Source organism: Streptomyces sp. NPDC001868 (genome assembly GCF_040297125.1).
Taxonomy (GTDB): domain Bacteria; phylum Actinomycetota; class Actinomycetes; order Streptomycetales; family Streptomycetaceae; genus Streptomyces.
The window spans coordinates 212,308-229,485 of sequence record NZ_JBEOYO010000004.1 but is presented as its reverse complement, the minus strand read 5'-3'; the positions used below and the strand labels follow the sequence as shown (position 1 = coordinate 229,485).

Below are 17,178 nucleotides of genomic sequence, written 5' to 3'. Positions count from 1 at the left end.
TGCTGACGAGCCAGTTCCTGCGGATGCTGGTGGACGGGTCGCAGCCGCGCTGGGATCTGTACGTGGTCACGGTCTCGGCGACGGCGTCCCGGCCGCCCTCGTCCGGGGCCTGTCGGCGGGGGTCGCGGCTGCCCTGACGCTCCGGCTGACCGCGTCCCGCACCGAGACCACCGACGCCACGGCCTCCGCCCAGCCCTAGCGGGTCGTCCCGTCTCATCCGTGGACCTCCACATCCCCGACCGGCACCGCGCAGCACAGCGGTGCCGGTCGGGGGACAGGGGCACGGTCGGTTCGGTCAGGTGGGCGACCTCGCCGGTACCCGCTTGCGGCAGGTACCGAGGACCGTCCGCCCTCAGACCGTGGGGTCGAACCACGTGACCGCGTCGGACATCGCCTGCTTGATACGGAACAGCGCGAACTCGCCCAGGTCCGGCAGGGCGTCCAGGGAGAACCAGCCGACCTCCAGCGACTCGTCGTCGTTCACCCGGGCCTCGCCGCCGACGGCACGGCAGTGGAACGTGGTGTCCATGTACTGGCAGACGTCCCCGTTGTCGTACCGCACCGGGTCCAACGCCTGGACGAGGACGATCCGTTCGGCCACGCACCGGACCGCCGTCTCCTCGAACACCTCCCGCACGGCACAGGCCGCCGGCTGCTCCCCCGGGTCCGGGATGCCGCCGATGAGCGACCACTTGCCGTTGTCGGACCGGCGGTTGAGCAGCACTCTGCCCTCGTCGTCGAAGACGAGGGCGGTGACTCCGGGGAGCCAGAGCAGCTGGTTGCCGGCGGAAGCACGGAGTGTGCGGATGAAGTCAGGGGTAGCCATGGAGCCGACCCTAACGGGCCGGTTCCGTCACCCCGCCGCATCCCGGACGCGCACGAGAGGCGTACGGCTACACGCCACCGGCGCGCCTCCCGCGCACACCGGCCCCGATCGCCCAGCCGAGCCCACCGGCCGCGACCAGCACCAGAAGCATCTCGGGCGCGATGCCGAGCTTGGTGGCGGGCGTCTCCGAGGAGCGCAGCGGCACCTTCTGCACCAGGGAGTCGGGGACGAACATGCCCGTCTTCTGGGTGATCCTGCCGTCCGGCATGATGATCGCGCTGACGCCGCTGGTCACCGGCACGGTGACGGTACGGCTGTGCTCGACGGCGCGGACCCGGGACATGGCGAGTTGCTGGTAGGTCATCTCGCTGCGGTCGAAGGTGGCGTTGTTGCTCGGCACCGAGATCAGCTGGGCGCCGTCGACGACCTCGGAGCGCACGGCCCAGTCGAAGGCCGCCTCGTAGCAGGTCACGAGACCGACCTTGGCCCCGTCCATGGTGAAGACACCCGGCTCGGTGCCCCGGCTGAAGTCCTGGCGGACCATGGACGTCCACTCGCTGTTGATGGCGCCGATGAGCGACCGCAGGGGCAGATACTCGCCGAACGGCTGGATCTGCCGCTTGTCGTACGTGTCGACGGGGCCCTTCTCCGGGTCCCAGAGGATCTGCTCGTTGTAGAGCTTGCCGTCCCGCTCGACGACACCGCCGACGGAGATGGGGGCGCCGATGGCGAGGGCCGCCTTGTCGATCACCGCACGGGCGTCGGAGTTGGCGAAGGGGTCGATGTCGGAGGAGTTCTCCGGCCAGAGCACGAAGTCGGGCCGCTCGACCTTGCCGGCCTCGACCTCGGCGGCCAGCCGCTCGGTCTCCTTGGCGTGGTAGTCGAGCACGGCCCGGCGCTGGGCGTTGAAGTCGAGCCCGAGGCGCGGCACGTTGCCCTGGATGACCGCCACGGTCGCGGTGCCGTTCTCCGCCTTGTCGCTCACCAGCGCACGGGACGCGAAGGCGCCCACCAGGGGGACGGAGACGGCGAGTGCCGCGACGATCGCGGTGCTCCGGCGTACGGCCTCGCCGGTGCGCCGGTTCTCGACCACCAGCCGCACCGCCTCGTACAGGCCGAAGCCGCACAGGACGACCGCGAAGCCGAGCACCGGGGTGCCGCCGAGCGCGGCAAGCGGCAGGAAGACGCCGTCCGCCTGGCCGAAGGCGATCTTGCCCCAGGGGAAGCCGCTGAACGGGGCACGCGCGCGTGCCGCCTCGCCGGCGACCCACAGCGCGGCGGCCCAGAGCGGCCAGCCGGGGAGCTTCGACACGACGGCGACGCCCGCGCCGACGAGCGCCACGAACACCGCCTCGATCACCACGAGCGCCAGCCACGGGCCGGGGCCCACCTCCACACCGGTCCACACCAGCAGCGGCAGCAGGAATCCGAGGCCGAAGAGATAGCCGAGCCCGAGGCCCGCCTTCCAGCTCCGCCCGCGCAGCACCCAGCCGAAGACCGCGAAGGCCGGCAGGGCCAGCCACCACAGGGTCCGGGGCGGGAAGCTGACGTAGAGCAGCACCCCGGAGAGCGCCGCGGCGGCGGCCGGAAGGAGCCGGCCGACCCATCGGGACGCCCGGGAGACGGGCGCGGCCTGGGGTTCGAGCTGTTCCGGCTCGTCTACGGGAGTGGCGGTGACGGTCACTCGGGGAGTGTACGGCGCGTCACCCCGGCGCCGACAGCGCGGCCCGTGCGTCCCGGGTGAGGCATTTGTCGCACACCAGCCGCAACGTTCCTGCGCAACTCGTCCACAAACCGGCGCATCACCCGTTACGGTGTGCGCGAGCCTCTGACGTGCGGCCGGATGCGGTACGAGCGGTCGAGGCCCGTCAGGGTCGGGGGGCTGTCGAGGCCCGTCACAGTCGGGGGCTACGGGTTTGGGGTCCACAGGGACGGAGCCGGCGGCCGGAGCGTCGGCCGCGCGGGAGAGACGGAACGTCTCCGATGTCACGGGCGTGCTCCTGCTCGGGGCGTGCGCGGCCTGGTCGTTGACCACGGCGGCGGCGCGGGGCGGCCGCCCGGAAGGTGTGCTGCTGGCGGTGCTCGCGGTGGCGGCCGGTTACGCGGCGGGCCGGATCTGCGGTGCCCTGCTGCCGGTGCTGGCACCGTCCGCCGGAGCGCTGGCCGGTCTCGGTCTCGCGGTCACCGCCCCGCACGCCCTGGCGGGCTCACCGCTGATCTCACCGCTCGGGCACACGGGCGCGACCGCCGCGCTGCTGGCGCTGTCCGCGGGCGCCGCCTGCTGTGCCGCCTGGGCGGCCCGCTCGGCCGGGCCTCGGCTGGCCCTGCGGCTGCTGGCCTGCGGTATCGCGGTGACGGCGGCCGTGCTGGGCTCGACCACCGGTTTCGCCGCGTGCGCCGGGGTGCTGCTGTGCTCGCTCGCGGCGGCCCGGATGCGGCACCGGGGCCTGGGACTCGCGGGACTCGCGCTCGGCACGGCCCTGGTGACGGCGACGGTGTGGGGGATCGCCGAGGACGCCCTGCCGGCCGGGCTGACCGACTCGCTGGAAGGGCAGCTCACCCCGCACCGGGTCCAGCTGTGGCACGACGCGCTCGGCCTCGTCCACGACGAACCGTGGCTGGGCACCGGGCCGGGCCGCTTCGGGGAACTCAGTCCGACGGTCGCCCTGACGTTGTCGGCCGACGACAGACCGCACTCGGCGCCCTTGCAGCTGGCGGCCGAGCAGGGGCTCATGGGTGTCGCCCTGCTCGCCGCGGTGTTCGGCTGGATCCTGTACGTCCTGTGGCGGGCCCCTCGCCCCACGCCGGTCGTCCTCACGGCGGGCGCCGCCCTGTCCGCGCTGGCCGTGATCGCGGCGGTCGGCAACGCGCTGAGCTTCACGACCGTGACGGCGGGCGCGGGCCTGCTCGCGGGGATGGCGACGGCCCGGCCCCTGACGGACGAGGGCCACGGCGCCGACGTGCCGGATCTCGACGACCGGTAGTCCCGTGGTCGAGGGCGTCAGCGCGCGGCGCCGGACTCCTTCGGAGTCAGCCGGGCACGGATGACGCTGACGGCCGTCTCCGCGTTGTCCACGGTGATCGTGAAGGTGTGGCCGTCCCACAGCCGCAGCACCACGGCCTCCCCCCGTCGTACGACGACGGCGGTGCCCTTCTCCGGCCGCCAGCGGTAGCCCCAGCCGCCCCACTGGTGGGGCGTGACGCACGGCGCGAAGACGGCGTCGGCGACCTGGGACAGGGGGATGCGGCGGCGCGGCACGCCGATGTGGCCGCAGCGGACTTCGAGGGATACCTGGTCGACCTTCACGGAGACGTGCACGAACGCGAGCGTGCCGAAGAGGACGAGCACCCCTGCCGCGATGCAGCCGACGACCGCCATCAGCAGCGGGGCGACTCCGGACGTCCACGCGGAGTCGACCGCGAGTTCGATGCCCAGTGCCATGAAGGCGGCGCCGCCCAGTGCCAGCAGCCATTGGCCGCGGTTGGTGGCGCGGCCGGTCCAGACCTCGGGGTGCGGGCCTACGGGGGCGCCCGTCTCGCCGTGGGGATGGTCCCTCATGGCTCTGAGACTACTCAGGTTCCGCAGCGCGGGCACCTGGTTGCGGAACGTTACTGCTCCGCGTGGACGGCAGGCGCGGGAGCGGTCGTCCCGAGCAGCCTGCCCTCCTCGTAGGCCAGGGCCGAGGCGGGCAGCGCGCCCTCGCGACCGCTGAGGATGACGGTGAGCGTGGCGGCGGTCCAGTCGGCCTCGGGCTTCGGCAGCTGGCCGATGCGGCGCAGCGCCTGGGCGGCCACGGCGCCGGCGGAACCGTGCAGGACCAGGGGCGGCCGGCCGGGCTTCTGGACGGCCGCGCGGATGCGTTCGGCGACCAGTTCGTAATGGGTGCAGCCCAGGACGACGGTCGTCACATCGTCCGGGGTGAGCGCGGCGGCCGCGGCGATGGCGGCGTCGATCGCCGCGTCGTCGGTGTGCTCCACCGCCTCGGCCAGTCCCCAGCAGGGCACCTCGGTGACCGGCACCCCGTCGGCGAACTCCTCGATGAGGCCGCGCTGATAGGGGCTGCCGGTGGTGGCGGGCGTCGCCCAGATGGTGAACGGGCCGCCGGCGGACGCGGCCGGCTTGATCGCCGGGACGGTGCCGATGACCGGCAGACCGGGTTCGAGGAGGGCGCGCAGGGCGGGCAGGGCGTGCACGGACGCGGTGTTGCAGCCGACGATCAGGGCGTCGGGCCGGTGGGCCGCCGCCGCCTCGGCGACGGCGAGGGCACGCTCCGTCAGATCCTGCGGAGTGCGCGGGCCCCAGGGCATGCCGTCGGGGTCCGAGGAGATCACGAGATCCGCGTCGGGCCGCAGACGCCGTACCGCGGCGGCGGCGGGGAGCAGACCGATACCGGAGTCCATGAGCGCGATCTTCACCCGGCCACGATAGACGATGGCCTCGGTGGGACCGCCCGGGTGGGGCAGACTGCGAGCGTGAGCGCCCTCGCATGGATCGCCGCCGGATCACTCGCCGCCTGGCTGTGGCTGTTGCTCGGCCAGGGCTTCTTCTGGCGCACGGACGTACGTCTGCCACCGCGCCGAGACCCGGACGACTGGCCGTACGTCTGCGTCGTCGTCCCCGCGCGCGACGAGGCCGCCGTACTGCCCGAGAGCCTGCCGTCGCTGCTGGCCCAGGACTACCCCGGCCGGGCGGAGGTATTCCTGGTCGACGACGGCAGCTCGGACGGCACCGGTGACCTGGCCGGTGAGCTGTCCCGGCGCTTCGGCGGACTGCCCCTGACCGTGTCCTCGCCCGGGGAGCCGCCCGCCGGCTGGACGGGCAAGCTCTGGGCCGTACGGCACGGAATGGAGCTGGCACGCGCGCGTGGACCCGAGTTCCTGCTGCTGACGGACGCGGACATCGCGCACCGGCCGGACAGCCTGCGCGCGTTGGTGGCCGCCGCGCGCACCGGCGGCTTCGACCTCGTCTCCCAGATGGCCAGGCTGCGCGCAGAGAGCGTCTGGGAGAAGCTCGTCGTGCCCGCCTTCGTCTACTTCTTCGCCCAGCTCTATCCGTTCCGCCGGATCGGCGTACGGGGTTCACGCACGGCGGCGGCCGCGGGCGGCTGTGTGCTGCTGGGTGCAGAGGCCGCCGAGCGGGCGCGGATCCCGGACGCGATCCGGCAGGCGGTCATCGACGACGTGGCCCTGGCCGGGGCGGTCAAGCGGAGCGGCGGCCACATCTGGCTGGGCCTCGCGGAGCGGGTGGACAGCGTGCGGCCCTACCCTCGGCTCCACGACCTGTGGCGCATGGTCTCGCGCAGCGCCTACGCCCAGCTGCTGCACAGCCCGCTGCTGCTCACCGGCACGGTCCTCGGTCTGGCGCTGGTGTACCTCGTACCGCCCGTGGGGCTCATGGTGGGGTCGGCCACGGGAGACCTCCCGACGGCCCTCCTCGGCGGGCTCGCCTGGCTGCTGATGACGGCGACGTATCTGCCGATGCTCCGCTACTACGGTCAGTCGCCGTGGCTCGCTCCGCTGCTGCCGTTCACCGCGTTCCTGTATCTGCTCATGACGGTCGACTCCGCGGTGCGGCACCACCGGGGGCGCGGTGCGGCCTGGAAGGGCCGCACCTACGCCCGCCCGGACACGGTCCCGGACGAGGGCTAGCCCCGCACCGGGGACCCCTCGTCCACCGAGGGCCCCTCATATGAGGAATATGAGGAAACGGCCGAGGGCGCGGTTACTTCCTGCCCGGGGTCCAGTTCATCCCCCACCCGTAGGCGTAGTCGACCGTGCGCTGCGGGCTCACACCGCGTTCGGGGACGAGGTAGCGGGCCTCGCGCTGGACGATGAGGTCGCCGCCCTGGTTGGTGATGAGGGCGAGGGCGCAGACGGTGGAGGGGACGGTGCACTCGTCGAGGGAGAAGTCGATGGGGGCGCCGTGCTGCGGCTGGAGGGTGACCGTCGCGTGCAGATCGGCGAAGGAGCGGGCGCCCTCGTAGATGGTGACGAAGATGAGGATGCGCCGGAAGTGCTGCGTGTGGTCGAGGTTGACGGTGAGGTTCTCACCGCTACTGACGGCGCCGGTGCGGTCGTCGCCGTCGAGATGGATGAAGGGCGGCTGACGCAGTGACCCGAAGGCGTTGCCGAGTGCCTGGACGACGCCCTTGCTGCCGTCGGACAGTTCGAACAGGGCGCACAGGTCGAGGTCGAGGTCCGCGTGCATGGCCACGGCCCGGCCCAGCTTGCTGCCCCACCCCTTGAACTGCTTGCGCACCTCCCAGTTGAGGTTCACGCGCAGGGCGCCGGAGGTGCCGCCCTGTTTGGTCAGGGAGACCGCCGGCGCCTCCTTGGTGAGCGTGACCTTGGTGAGGCGGACCGGGGCCGGGGCCGTCGCGGGCGGGGCGGGCGGCGGGGGCGGGGCCTGCGTCACCGGGGGCGGCACGGTGACGGGCGGCGCGACGGGCGCGGCCACGGGTGCGGGTGCGGGCGCCGTGGTCTGCTGCGGTTCGTCCACGGTGATGCCGTAGTCGGTGGCGAGGCCCTCCAGGCCGCTGCTGTAGCCCTGGCCGACGGCGCGGAACTTCCAGGCGCCCTGGCGGCGGTAGAACTCGCCGAGCACGAAAGCGGTTTCGACGCCGGCGTCCGCGCTGTCGTAGCGGGCGAGTTCGGTGCCGGCCCGTTCGTCGAGCACCCGGATGTACAGCCCGGGCACCTGTCCGAAGGTCCCCCCGTCCGCGGAGGCGGTGAGCACCACGGTCTCGATGGCCGGTTCCACGCGCGCGAGGTCGACGAGGAGCGACTCGGTCACCTGGTCGCCGACGTCCCGTTTGCCCTCGTGGCGGACCGCGCCGGAGGAGTGCGCGGGCTGGTTGTAGAAGACGAAGTCGGCGTCCGAGCGCACCTTTCCGCCGACGAGCAACAGCGCCGAGGCGTCGGTGTCGGGCACGCCCGGTCCGGAGCGCCGGCCCAGTTCCACGCGCAGCGCGGTGGTCGGCACCGCGGTGTTCGATCCTTTCGGCATTGACATGTCCGCCCCCATCAGAAGGTCATCCAGAAGGTCGTCGCCAGGCCGCGTCCCACGCGGACCGTCGGATCCGGCCGGATCCGTTGTCGGCGCCAAACCTATTCCCCCGGGGCCCGCAACCCCCAGAACCCGTACGGAAAGATCCGTGGCCAACCGCCGGTAACCCGCTGGGAACTCGGCCTTTACACGATCAGTACGCTCTTTGCTGCCCTTTTTCGCCGAGTTCGCTCGCATTGGGGATCCGGCGTCACTGCCGACACGGAAAACAACCCTCTTATCGGTCTCCCCAACCAGCACATCGTGGGCTTAACTTATGTGCCATGACCTCCCCCCGCTCCACCTACGGCGGCGGTTACTACTCCGCCTCGTCCTTCGCGGACACTCCGATCTACGACTCTCTCGTCGCCGAGCGGGGAACCCCTCAGATCGCCCCGATCCGGGTACCCGCCCAGTACGACATCCCGAGCAGCAACCTGCCCGCCCTGCCGTCGGCGCTGCCCGCGCTGCCGGCCGGCCCCTCCCAGCCCGCCTACGGCTATCCGCAGGCCCAGCAGCCCTCGCCGCTGCAGCAGGCGCCCAACGCGTACATCCCGCAGCAGGCAGCGGGGCCGCGCGGCTATCCGGGTGCCCAGCCTCAGCAGCAACAGCAACGCCCGATGGCCGGCTACGAGGCCATGCGCCCGGCGGCTCCCCGCCCGGCCCAGGCGGCCCCGTACCAGCAGGATCCGTACAACGGTCAGCAGTACCGCGGGTACTGAGGCACTTGAACTGTTTCGCGTGGGGTTGTCACGGTCTGCTGGCAGGATGACCCCATGGGGAATCCGTCACTGCACTCGATCCACGTCCACCCGCTGAAGGCGGCCCGGGGCTTCGCCCCCGACGAGGCCGTCGTGGAGCCCTGGGGGCTGGCGGGCGACCGTCGTTGGGTGCTGGTCGACGACACGGGCAAGGTCATCACTCAACGTCCGCATCCGCGTTTGGCGTTGGCCGCCGCCGGGCCGCTGCCCGGTGGCGGTCTCTTGCTGTCCGCGTCCGGCCGGGCCCCGCTGACCGTCCCCGTGCCCGAGCCCACGGGCACGGTCACCGTGGAGATCTGGCGGGACAAGGTGGAAGGGGTCCCCGCCGACGCGGCCGCGCACGCCTGGTTCAGCGACTACCTGGGCATCCCCGTGCGGCTCGCACATCTCGACGACCCGGCGACCCGCCGCCCGATCGACCCCGAGTTCGCCCGTCCCGGCGAGACCGTCAGCTTCGCCGACGGCTATCCGCTGCTGCTCACCACGCTCGGCTCGCTCGACGCCCTCAACTCCCTGATCGCACGGGGCGACCACCCCGAGGAGGGCCCGCTCCCCATGAGCCGCTTCCGGCCGAACGTGGTCGTCGACGGCACGGACGCCTGGGCCGAGGACGACTGGCGGCGCGTCGCGATCGGCGAGGTCACCTTCCGGGTCGCCAAGATGTGCGGCCGGTGCGTGGTGACCACCACCGACCAGGACACCGCCGTGCGCGGCCGCGAGCCGCTGCGCACCCTGGCCCGCCATCGCCGTTTCGGCGACAAGCTGGTCTTCGGGCAGAACCTCGTGCCGGAATCCGGGGGCACGGTCCGGATCGGCGATCCGGTGCGCGTGCTCGAATAGGGAGTTCGAACCCGACGAGATCTGAGCGTTCTTGAGGGAACCCCCCTTCCCCTCTTGAAAATTCAATCTCTTACGATTCGGTTCGTGTGCAGGGAACACCTGCCCCGGGTCCGACCGTTGGGTCTTTGTGAGAAGTTCATGAGAAGGCCGATGGGAGGGTGATTTCCCTCTCTCTTGACCGTGACCGCGCGTGGACGGCTCCGCCCCGGGTTATCACGGACGCGGAAGGGGGTGTGGGGCAGTGCGGGCAATCGGTGGGCTACGGGCGTTCGGCGGACTGTGGCGTTGGCGGCACAACCCCCTGCGGCGGGCGACCGATCTGGTCGAGGCCTGGCTGGCGTTCGCGGCCCTCGTCCTGATCCTCTTCGTCGCCCCCGTGATCGGCGCCGTCGCCGGCACCAGCGCCCAGGACGCCCTGCAGCAGTCCGTGCGCGACCAGCAGCAGACCCGGCACCGGGTGACGGCCACCGTCGTCAAGAAGGTCGACGGCTCCCCGCTGGACCCGGATCCGGAGACGGCCACCACCCGCGACCGCCAGAGCCGGGTCGTCGCCGACTGGACCGGCCCGGACGGCACCGACCGCCACGGCACGGTCATGGCGAACCTCAAGACCCCGCAGCCCGGCGACCGCTTCACGCTGTGGACCGACGGACAGGGCCGCACCGTGGGCCGCCCCCTGGACAGCGCCACCGCGACGACCCACGCGGTGCTGGCCGGATTCGGCGCCACCGTGCTCGCCGGGGGCCTCGTCGAGGGCGGCAGACGGCTGATCGTCTGGCGCATGATCCGCCGCCGGTACGCCCGTTGGGACCAGGCCTGGGACAAGGCCGGGCCGGACTGGGGCAGGACGGGCACGGGCAGCTGACCGCCTTCGCACTCCGGTCAACTCCCCCTGCCCGCGCACGCTACGGTGGACCGACCAGCCGAACTGTTCGGCATCGACCCGCGTTCCACGAGGTGGGGGCACAGCAACGCCATGGCACAGGGCACGGTCCAGGTGACGCACACCGGTACATCGCGGTGGCGGCGCCGCACAGGTGAGTACTCGTCGCTCGCCGCGGCCCTGGAGGCCGCGAGCGACGGCGATGTGCTCATCGTCGCCCCCGGCACGTACCGGGAGAACCTCGTCGTGCGGCGGGGGGTCACGCTGCGCGGCCCGGAGGGCTCGCCCGGCTCGGTCCGTATCGCGCCCGTCGACGGGGTGCCCCTGACCGTCTCCGCGTCCGCCGTGGTCCAGGACCTGCATGTGGAGGGCCAGGACGCGGCGGCGCCCGCGCTGCTCGTCGAGGACGGCACACCCGAGCTGCTGGACCTGCGGATCGTCACGCGTTCCGCGGCCGGCATCGAGGTGCGCGGCGGCGCCCGTCCGACGGTCCGGCGCTGCACGGTCGACAACCCGGCCGGTATCGGCATCGCCGTGGTCGACGGCGGCGGCGGTGTGTTCGAGGAGTGCGAGGTCGTCGCGGCCGGCCAGGCCGGTGTCGCGGTGCGCGGCGGCGGCCATCCCCGGCTGGAGCGCTGCCGCGTCCACCACACCTCGGGCTCGGGCCTGACGGCGACCGGGGAGAACTCCGCGCTGGAAGCGGTCGGTTGCGAGGTCTACGAGGTCCGCGGCAGCGGCGTCCAGATCACCGGGCGGGCCACGGCCCATCTCACCGACTGCGATGTGCACCGGACGACGGCCGACGGGGTCACCCTCGACACCGACGCCGTGCTCACCCTGGCGGACTGCCGTATCCACGACATCCCGGAGAACGCGGTGGACCTCCGCTCGCGCTCCGTCCTCACCCTGACCCGCACGACGGTGCGGCAGTTCGGGCGCAACGGACTGTCGGTGTGGGACCCGGGCACCCGTGTGGACGCCAACCAGTGCGAGATCTTCGACAGCACCGGCGACTACCCGGCCGTCTGGGTCAGCGACGGCGCGACGGTGGTGCTGGAGTCCTGCCGGGTGCACGACGTGCCGGACGCCCTGTTCGTCCTGGACCGGGGCTCGCGCGCGGACGTCGTCGACAGCGATCTGTCGCAGGTGCGGAACACGGCGGTGTCGGTGAGCGACGGGGCGACCGCGCAGCTCGACGACTGCCGGATCCGGGACGCCGCCACCGGCGCCTGGTTCCGTGACCACGGCAGCGGCGGCACCCTCAACAACTGCACGGTGGACGGCACGCAGACCGGCGTGATCGTCACCAAGGGCGCCGACCCCACCATCGAGCGCTGCACGGTCACCTCGCCCGCCGAGGCGGGCTTCTATGTCTCGGCCGGGGGCCGCGGCAGCTTCCTCAACTGCCGGGTGACGGGCAGCGGTGGCTACGGCTTCCACGTCATCGACGGCTGCCGGGCGACCCTGCGCAAGTGCCGTACGGAGCGTTGCGCGCGCGGTGGTTACGAGTTCGCGGACGGCGGCCCCGGCACCGGGGGCGGCGGTCCCGTCGTCGAGGACTGCGCGAGCGACGAGAGCGCGGGCGTACGGCCCCCGGCCACGCACGAGACCGCCACGCAGACCACGGCCCAGTCGCCCGGCCTGCTGGGCTCGATCCCGGGCCAGCGCACCACCGGGCAGCCGCCAGCCGCCGTGGAACCCGAGACGCCGGCGCGGGCCTCGAAGGCCGTACTCGGCGAACTCGACGCGCTGGTCGGTCTGGACAGCGTCAAGCGCGAGGTCCGCGCCCTCACCGACATGATCGAGGTGGGCCGCCGCCGCCAGGAGGCCGGTCTCAAGGCGGCCTCCGTCAAGCGGCACCTGGTGTTCACGGGCTCCCCCGGCACCGGCAAGACCACGGTCGCCCGCCTCTACGGCGAGATCCTGCACTCGCTCGGCGTCCTGGAGAAGGGGCATCTCGTCGAGGTCTCCCGCGTGGACCTGGTCGGCGAGCACATCGGCTCCACGGCGATCCGCACCCAGGAGGCCTTCGAACGGGCCCGTGGCGGTGTGCTGTTCATCGACGAGGCGTACGCGCTGTCGCCGGAGGACTCGGGCAGGGACTTCGGCAAGGAGGCCATCGACACCCTGGTGAAGCTGATGGAGGACCACCGGGACGCGGTGGTGGTGATCGTCGCGGGGTACACGGCCGAGATGGAGCGCTTCCTCACCGTCAACCCCGGTGTGGCGTCCCGTTTCTCACGGACCATCACCTTCGACGACTACGTCCCCGACGAACTGCTGCGCATCGTGGAACAGCAGGCCGAGGAGCACGAGTACCGGCTGGCGCCGGGCGCGGACGAGGCCCTGCTGAACTACTTCACGGCGATCCCCAAGGGCCCGGCCTTCGGCAACGGCCGTACCGCGCGGCAGACCTTCGAGGCGATGGTCGAGCGCCACGCGAGCCGGGTCGCCCAGGTCGACGAACCGGACAAGGACGCGCTGACGTTGCTCTACGCGGAGGACCTCCCGGAGCTGTCGTAGCGAACGATGCGGACGTTGCGGGGGTTTACCCCCGGGGGTGAACCCCACCCCGGGTGTGCTGTCGGCCGGATGGGACCGGAGCGATCCGGCGGACAGCATGATCCCCATGACGATTCGCACCCGACGAGCCCTGGTCCTGGCCCTCTCGGTCTCGGCCACCGCCACCGCGCTGACCGCCGTCACCGGCCCGGCGTCCGCCACGGCGACCCCCTCCTCCCGCACCCTCACCTGGCGCCCCTGCGCACAGCCCGAAGGCCCCGCCGGCCAGGAGTGCGCGGACCTGCCCGTACCGCTCGACTACCGCGCCCCGGACGGCCCGCAGCTCACCCTCGCCGTCTCCCGGCTGCGCAGCGAGAACCCCGAGGCGCGGCGCGGCACCCTGCTGGTGATCCCGGGCGGGCCGGGCGGCTCCGGCGTCAGGCGGCTCACACAGCAGGGCAAGGCCCTGCAGCGGGAACTCGGCGACGTGTACGACATCGTCAGCCTCGACCCGCGCGGTGTGGGCGGCAGTACCCGGGCGAGCTGTGAACTCCCTGCCGACGACCGGCACTTGGTGAACCTGCGGTCCTGGCCCGCGCCCGACGGCGACATCACCGGGAACGTGGCACGGTCCCGGCGTATCGCCGAGGCCTGTGCGAAGAACGGCGGGGCGGTGCTGCGCAGCCTCACCACCGCCAACGAGGTACGCGACATCGACCGCTTCCGGCGGGCCCTGGGCGAGGAGCGACTGTCGGCGTACGGGGTGTCGTACGGGACCTATGTGGGCGCCGTCTACGCGCAGAAGTACCCGGAGCGGACCGACCGCCTGCTGCTGGACAGCAATGACGACCCGAATCCCCGGCGGGTCGCGCGGGGCTGGCTGGCGAACATGGCGCGGGGCGCGGAGGACCGGTTCCCGGACTTCGCCGCCTTCGCCGCCGACCCGGCGCAGGAGACGGCGGGCCTGCGGCTCGCAGAACGGCCGGAGGACGTACGGCCGTTGTTCCTGTCCCTGGCGGCCGAACTGGACCGCGCACCGAGGGCGACGACCACCGAGGGCGTCCCCCTGACCGGCAACCGGCTGCGGCAGGCCATGCAGACCGCGCTCTACAACGACAACTCGTTCGACGATCTGGCCCGGCTGATACGGCAGGCCATGGACCCGAAGGCGACACCGGTCCTCACCCCCGACGTGGCCGGGCCGATGAGCGACGAGGACGTGGCGGTGACCGTGGCGGTGATCTGCAACGACGTTCGCTGGCCCGCGTCGGTGGGCGCGCACGAGCGGGCCGTGGCCGACAGCCGGGCGCGGCGTCCGCTCACGGCCGGGATGCCGGCGAACATCACGCCGTGTTCCTTCTGGAAGGACGAGCCGGTGGAGCGGCCGACCCGGATCACCGACGAGGGGCCGTCCGACATCCTCATGATCCAGAACCGGCGCGACCCGGCGACGCCCCACGTCGGCGCCCTGAACCTGCGGTCCGCGCTGGGTGACCGGGCCCGGCTCGTCACGGTGGAGAGCGGCGGACACGGCGCGTACCTCGGGACGGGGAACGCGTGCGGCGACCGGGTGGCGACGGCCTTCCTGCGCACGGGGCACCGGCCGGAGCGGGATGTCTCCTGCCCGGACGAATGACCTGGGCCCGGTACCGGGTGGGCCGTGGGCTAGGACTGCCGGGGCTTCGGCAGCTCCGGGCCGATGCGGGCCAGCAGGTGTTGCCGTTCGTGGGCGAAGGCCGGGTCCGCCTGGTAGTCGGAGTGGCCGAGGATCGGGGCGGGCAGCGGGTGGGCGCCGGTGCGGCCGTAGGCGAGCGGGTCCTGGAAGGGCTCGGCGTCGACCTGCGGCGCGCATCCGCCGGTCAGGTGCACGGGGCCGCCGATGGGGTCGGTGAGGCGGTACAGATTGCGCCAGCAGTCGACCTCGCGGTGCAGGGAGGCCAGCGGCTCGGGGCCGAAGTGGGCGGGGAACCAGCGGCCGTACAGCCGCTCCAGCGGGGAGCCGTAGGTGAGCAGCGCGACCCGCTTGCGGACCGAGGGGGTCAGCTGCCAGGCGGCCGCCGCCGCGAGGACACTGCCCTGGGAGTGTCCGGAGAGGACGAGCCGGCCGCCCGTGGTGCGGGTCCAGGTGGCCATGCGCCAGGTCAGGTCGGGTACGGCCCGCTCGGCGTAGCAGGGCGGTGCGAACGGGTGGGCGGCGCGCGGCCAGAACGTGCCCACGTCCCAGAGGATGCCGATCGTGCGCCGCGCGGAGGCGTCCTTGTAGGCCCGGCGCCCCCAGGTGACGAACAGCAGGAAGCCCACGCCGATCAGCCAGGACCCCAGCGTCTGGGCGGTCTGGGCAGCGCCCGCGACGAAGTCCGGTGAGTCGTGCGCCGCCCTCGCCGGTGTCTCGCACGTCGCCAGGGCGCCGGTGAGGGCTCCGGCGCCGAGCAGCAGGGTCACGGTGGAGGTGATGCCGACGATCCGCGGCGCCCGGTCGGTGAGCGCCGCCATGGCCCGGGTGCGGGCGATGCGGCGGGTGCGGCCGGAGTCCTGGGACTCGTGCTCCTCGTTCGGTGGCGCCCAGTGCGATGGCTCCCCGCCCGGTCGCGCCTCGTCCGGTCGCGCCTCGTCCGGTGGGTTCTCCTTCGGTGGGTTCTCCTTCGGTGGGTTCTCCTTCGGTTGCTTGTCCCTCGGTTGCTTGTCCCTCGGGCGCTCCTCGGCCAAGTCGTACTCCCGCTCCACCGCCGCCGTCTCCGTCCGTCGCAGGACCCAGGTGCGGCGGGCCAGCCAGCCGAGGAGGCCGAGGACGACCAGGAGGAGGGGCGGGATGACGGAGGCCTGCCAGGTGAGGAGGACGGGTGGGCCGGGCAGGGCGTCGTCGGTGCCGCCGAGCCAGTCGGCGACGCGTTGGGCGACACCGGCGGACATCACGCCGCCGAGGGCGCAGGCGAGCATCGCGACGGCGGGGCCGGCCAGACCGTACATGGCGGTGCGCGGGTCGGGGCGAGATCGGTAGAGGGTGTGGGCGACCACGCCGAGCGCGATGACCAGCAGGCTCTGGACCAGCGTGATCCCGCCGAAGGTCATGTCGCCCGGCAGCCGCCCCGCCGACCGCCAGCCGGGGCGTGACCACCCGGCGTACACCACGGCCAGGACCAGCAGGGCGATCGAGCTGGCGGGCAGGCGGCGTACCAGGTGTTCGTCCAGGTGCTTGTCGAGGCGCCGCTCGCTGCGGCCCCGGCGGCACACCACCCACACCACGACGACGGCGAGCACGACGAATGCCGCGTTCAGCAGCCAGCCCAGGAGCTCCAGGACGGCGGGGCCGCCCGCCCGGCGGTCGTGGCGGGCCGCGGAGGTGCCGACGGCCGCCGCGACCGTCAGGAAGCCGGCCGCCGCGTGGGCGGCCCGCAGCCGGGCCACGAGACGGCGCCCGTACCAGAAGCCGGGCCGGCCGAGGGCGACGCGGGCCGTGTCCTCGACGTCGGGGGCGATGCGGGGCGCCTGATCCTCGTCGTCGGGGCGGGCCTCGTCGCGGTCCATGGGGCGCTGGGACTCGTACTCGCTCCAGGTGCGGTGGGAGAGGTACCAGAGCAGGCCGGTCAGCGCGGAGGGCACCAGGGCCGCCAGGGAGAGGCGGCGGCCGGGTTCGCTCCACCAGCCGTCGTCGGAGACGGCCGGGGAGAGGAAACCGAGCCAGGTGTGCGCCTCCGCGCACGCGCGTGCGCCCGCGCACTGCCACGCGGTCAGGTCGAGGGCGACCTCGCAGGCCGCCGCGACGAGCAGCACGGTCAGGGTGAGGCCGGTCAGCCGGACGAGGAGGCCGTAGAGGCGTACCGTCCGCCGGCGGGCGCGGGTGGCGGGGCGCATCCAGTGGGCGAGGTTGACGACCATGAACGGCAGCAGCAACAGCCACAGGGCGCGGGAGCCGTTTCCTGAGGTGAGGTTGCACCAGACGTAGGCCTCGGGGACGGGTCTGCCCCGGTGGTCGGCGGGACGTTTCTCCGCGTCGGCGTCGTCGATGCGCCGGAAGACGGCGGCCGTGTCGTCGCCGGTGATCCGGACCGTGCGCGGGTCGTCCAGCATGCGTTCGGGGGTGGTGCCGCCGACGCCGTGGACCAGGAGTTCCAGGGCCGCGCCGTCCGTCGTGGACCGGTCGGATTCCGGCTGATCTTCCGCCTCGACGGGGTCCGGATGTTCCCTGGGTTCCGTATGTGTCGTATGTTCCCTCGCACGATCCACTGTTCCGCTTCCCCCGTGATGCGCCGCAAGTCAGGTGTGATGTGCAGGCACTGATGATCGCCGCTGAGCGGGCCTCGTACACCTGTGGTCACCGAAT

13 protein-coding genes are annotated in these 17,178 nt (G+C 72.8%); 7 read left to right on the top strand and 6 right to left on the bottom strand.

All coding sequences use genetic code 11. From position 1 onward, the window contains the following. Positions 1-352 precede the first annotated feature (352 nt). Both ABT147_RS07505 and lnt read right to left on the bottom strand, forming a co-directional pair. Positions 353-826, bottom strand: coding sequence for an NUDIX hydrolase (locus tag ABT147_RS07505; RefSeq protein ID WP_351403249.1), 474 nt, complete (start codon positions 824-826; stop codon positions 353-355). A gap of 67 nt (positions 827-893) precedes the next feature. Then, a complete protein-coding gene (gene lnt / locus ABT147_RS07500; RefSeq protein ID WP_351403248.1) occupies positions 894-2,510 on the bottom strand; it encodes an apolipoprotein N-acyltransferase in 1,617 nt (538 codons plus the stop codon). Positions 2,511-2,820: 310 nt separating this feature from the next. Here lnt and ABT147_RS07495 point away from each other — a divergent pair, with 310 nt between their 5' ends. Next, positions 2,821-3,810 carry an O-antigen ligase family protein gene (locus ABT147_RS07495; RefSeq protein ID WP_351403335.1) on the top strand — a complete coding sequence of 330 codons (990 nt, stop codon included), beginning with the start codon at positions 2,821-2,823 and terminating at the stop codon, positions 3,808-3,810. A gap of 17 nt (positions 3,811-3,827) precedes the next feature. On the opposite strand, the gene ABT147_RS07490 is transcribed toward ABT147_RS07495, so the two are convergent. Both ABT147_RS07490 and ABT147_RS07485 read right to left on the bottom strand, forming a co-directional pair. Next, positions 3,828-4,385, bottom strand: coding sequence for a hypothetical protein (locus ABT147_RS07490; RefSeq protein WP_351403247.1), 558 nt, complete (start codon positions 4,383-4,385; stop codon positions 3,828-3,830). 50 nt (positions 4,386-4,435) lie between these two features. Next, on the bottom strand, positions 4,436-5,242 hold the full coding sequence (locus ABT147_RS07485) for a glutamate racemase (RefSeq protein WP_351403246.1): 807 nt from the start codon (positions 5,240-5,242) through the stop codon (positions 4,436-4,438). Positions 5,243-5,299: 57 nt separating this feature from the next. Here ABT147_RS07485 and ABT147_RS07480 point away from each other — a divergent pair, with 57 nt between their 5' ends. Further along, positions 5,300-6,475 (top strand): glycosyltransferase, encoded by a 1,176-nt coding sequence (locus tag ABT147_RS07480; protein ID WP_351403245.1) that lies wholly within the window; start codon positions 5,300-5,302, stop codon positions 6,473-6,475. Between the two features lie 73 nt (positions 6,476-6,548). Here ABT147_RS07480 and ABT147_RS07475 read toward each other — a convergent pair whose 3' ends face one another. Further along, positions 6,549-7,838, bottom strand: a complete 1,290-nt coding sequence (locus ABT147_RS07475) for a TerD family protein (RefSeq protein ID WP_351403244.1) — start codon at positions 7,836-7,838, stop codon at positions 6,549-6,551. A gap of 317 nt (positions 7,839-8,155) precedes the next feature. Here ABT147_RS07475 and ABT147_RS07470 point away from each other — a divergent pair, with 317 nt between their 5' ends. The 5 genes from ABT147_RS07470 (at position 8,156) to ABT147_RS07450 (ending at position 14,493) form a co-directional block, all read left to right on the top strand. Beyond that, complete coding sequence (locus ABT147_RS07470; RefSeq protein ID WP_351403242.1) at positions 8,156-8,593, top strand: DUF6643 family protein; 438 nt, start codon at positions 8,156-8,158, stop codon at positions 8,591-8,593. 54 nt (positions 8,594-8,647) lie between these two features. Then, positions 8,648-9,472 carry an MOSC domain-containing protein gene (locus ABT147_RS07465; protein WP_351403241.1) on the top strand — a complete coding sequence of 275 codons (825 nt, stop codon included), beginning with the start codon at positions 8,648-8,650 and terminating at the stop codon, positions 9,470-9,472. Positions 9,473-9,713: 241 nt separating this feature from the next. Continuing rightward, positions 9,714-10,337, top strand: a complete 624-nt coding sequence (locus ABT147_RS07460; RefSeq protein WP_351403240.1) for an Rv1733c family protein — start codon at positions 9,714-9,716, stop codon at positions 10,335-10,337. A 111-nt stretch (positions 10,338-10,448) separates the two neighbouring features. Next, positions 10,449-12,878 carry a right-handed parallel beta-helix repeat-containing protein gene (locus tag ABT147_RS07455; RefSeq protein ID WP_351403239.1) on the top strand — a complete coding sequence of 810 codons (2,430 nt, stop codon included), beginning with the start codon at positions 10,449-10,451 and terminating at the stop codon, positions 12,876-12,878. Positions 12,879-12,975: 97 nt separating this feature from the next. Then, positions 12,976-14,493 carry an alpha/beta hydrolase gene (locus ABT147_RS07450; RefSeq protein ID WP_351403334.1) on the top strand — a complete coding sequence of 506 codons (1,518 nt, stop codon included), beginning with the start codon at positions 12,976-12,978 and terminating at the stop codon, positions 14,491-14,493. Between the two features lie 29 nt (positions 14,494-14,522). On the opposite strand, the gene ABT147_RS07445 is transcribed toward ABT147_RS07450, so the two are convergent. Continuing rightward, on the bottom strand, positions 14,523-17,081 hold the full coding sequence (locus ABT147_RS07445) for a hypothetical protein (RefSeq protein WP_502983045.1): 2,559 nt from the start codon (positions 17,079-17,081) through the stop codon (positions 14,523-14,525). Between the last annotated feature and the right edge of the window lie 97 nt (positions 17,082-17,178).

Coding starts and splice junctions, on each gene's coding strand:
- ABT147_RS07450 (WP_351403334.1), top strand. CDS start 12,976: ATGATCCCCATGACGATTCGCACCCGACGAGCCCTGGTCCTGGCCCTC.
- ABT147_RS07475 (WP_351403244.1), bottom strand. CDS start 7,838: ATGTCAATGCCGAAAGGATCGAACACCGCGGTGCCGACCACCGCGCTG.
- ABT147_RS07505 (WP_351403249.1), bottom strand. CDS start 826: ATGGCTACCCCTGACTTCATCCGCACACTCCGTGCTTCCGCCGGCAAC.
- ABT147_RS07465 (WP_351403241.1), top strand. CDS start 8,648: ATGGGGAATCCGTCACTGCACTCGATCCACGTCCACCCGCTGAAGGCG.
- ABT147_RS07470 (WP_351403242.1), top strand. CDS start 8,156: ATGACCTCCCCCCGCTCCACCTACGGCGGCGGTTACTACTCCGCCTCG.
- ABT147_RS07490 (WP_351403247.1), bottom strand. CDS start 4,385: ATGAGGGACCATCCCCACGGCGAGACGGGCGCCCCCGTAGGCCCGCAC.
- ABT147_RS07455 (WP_351403239.1), top strand. CDS start 10,449: ATGGCACAGGGCACGGTCCAGGTGACGCACACCGGTACATCGCGGTGG.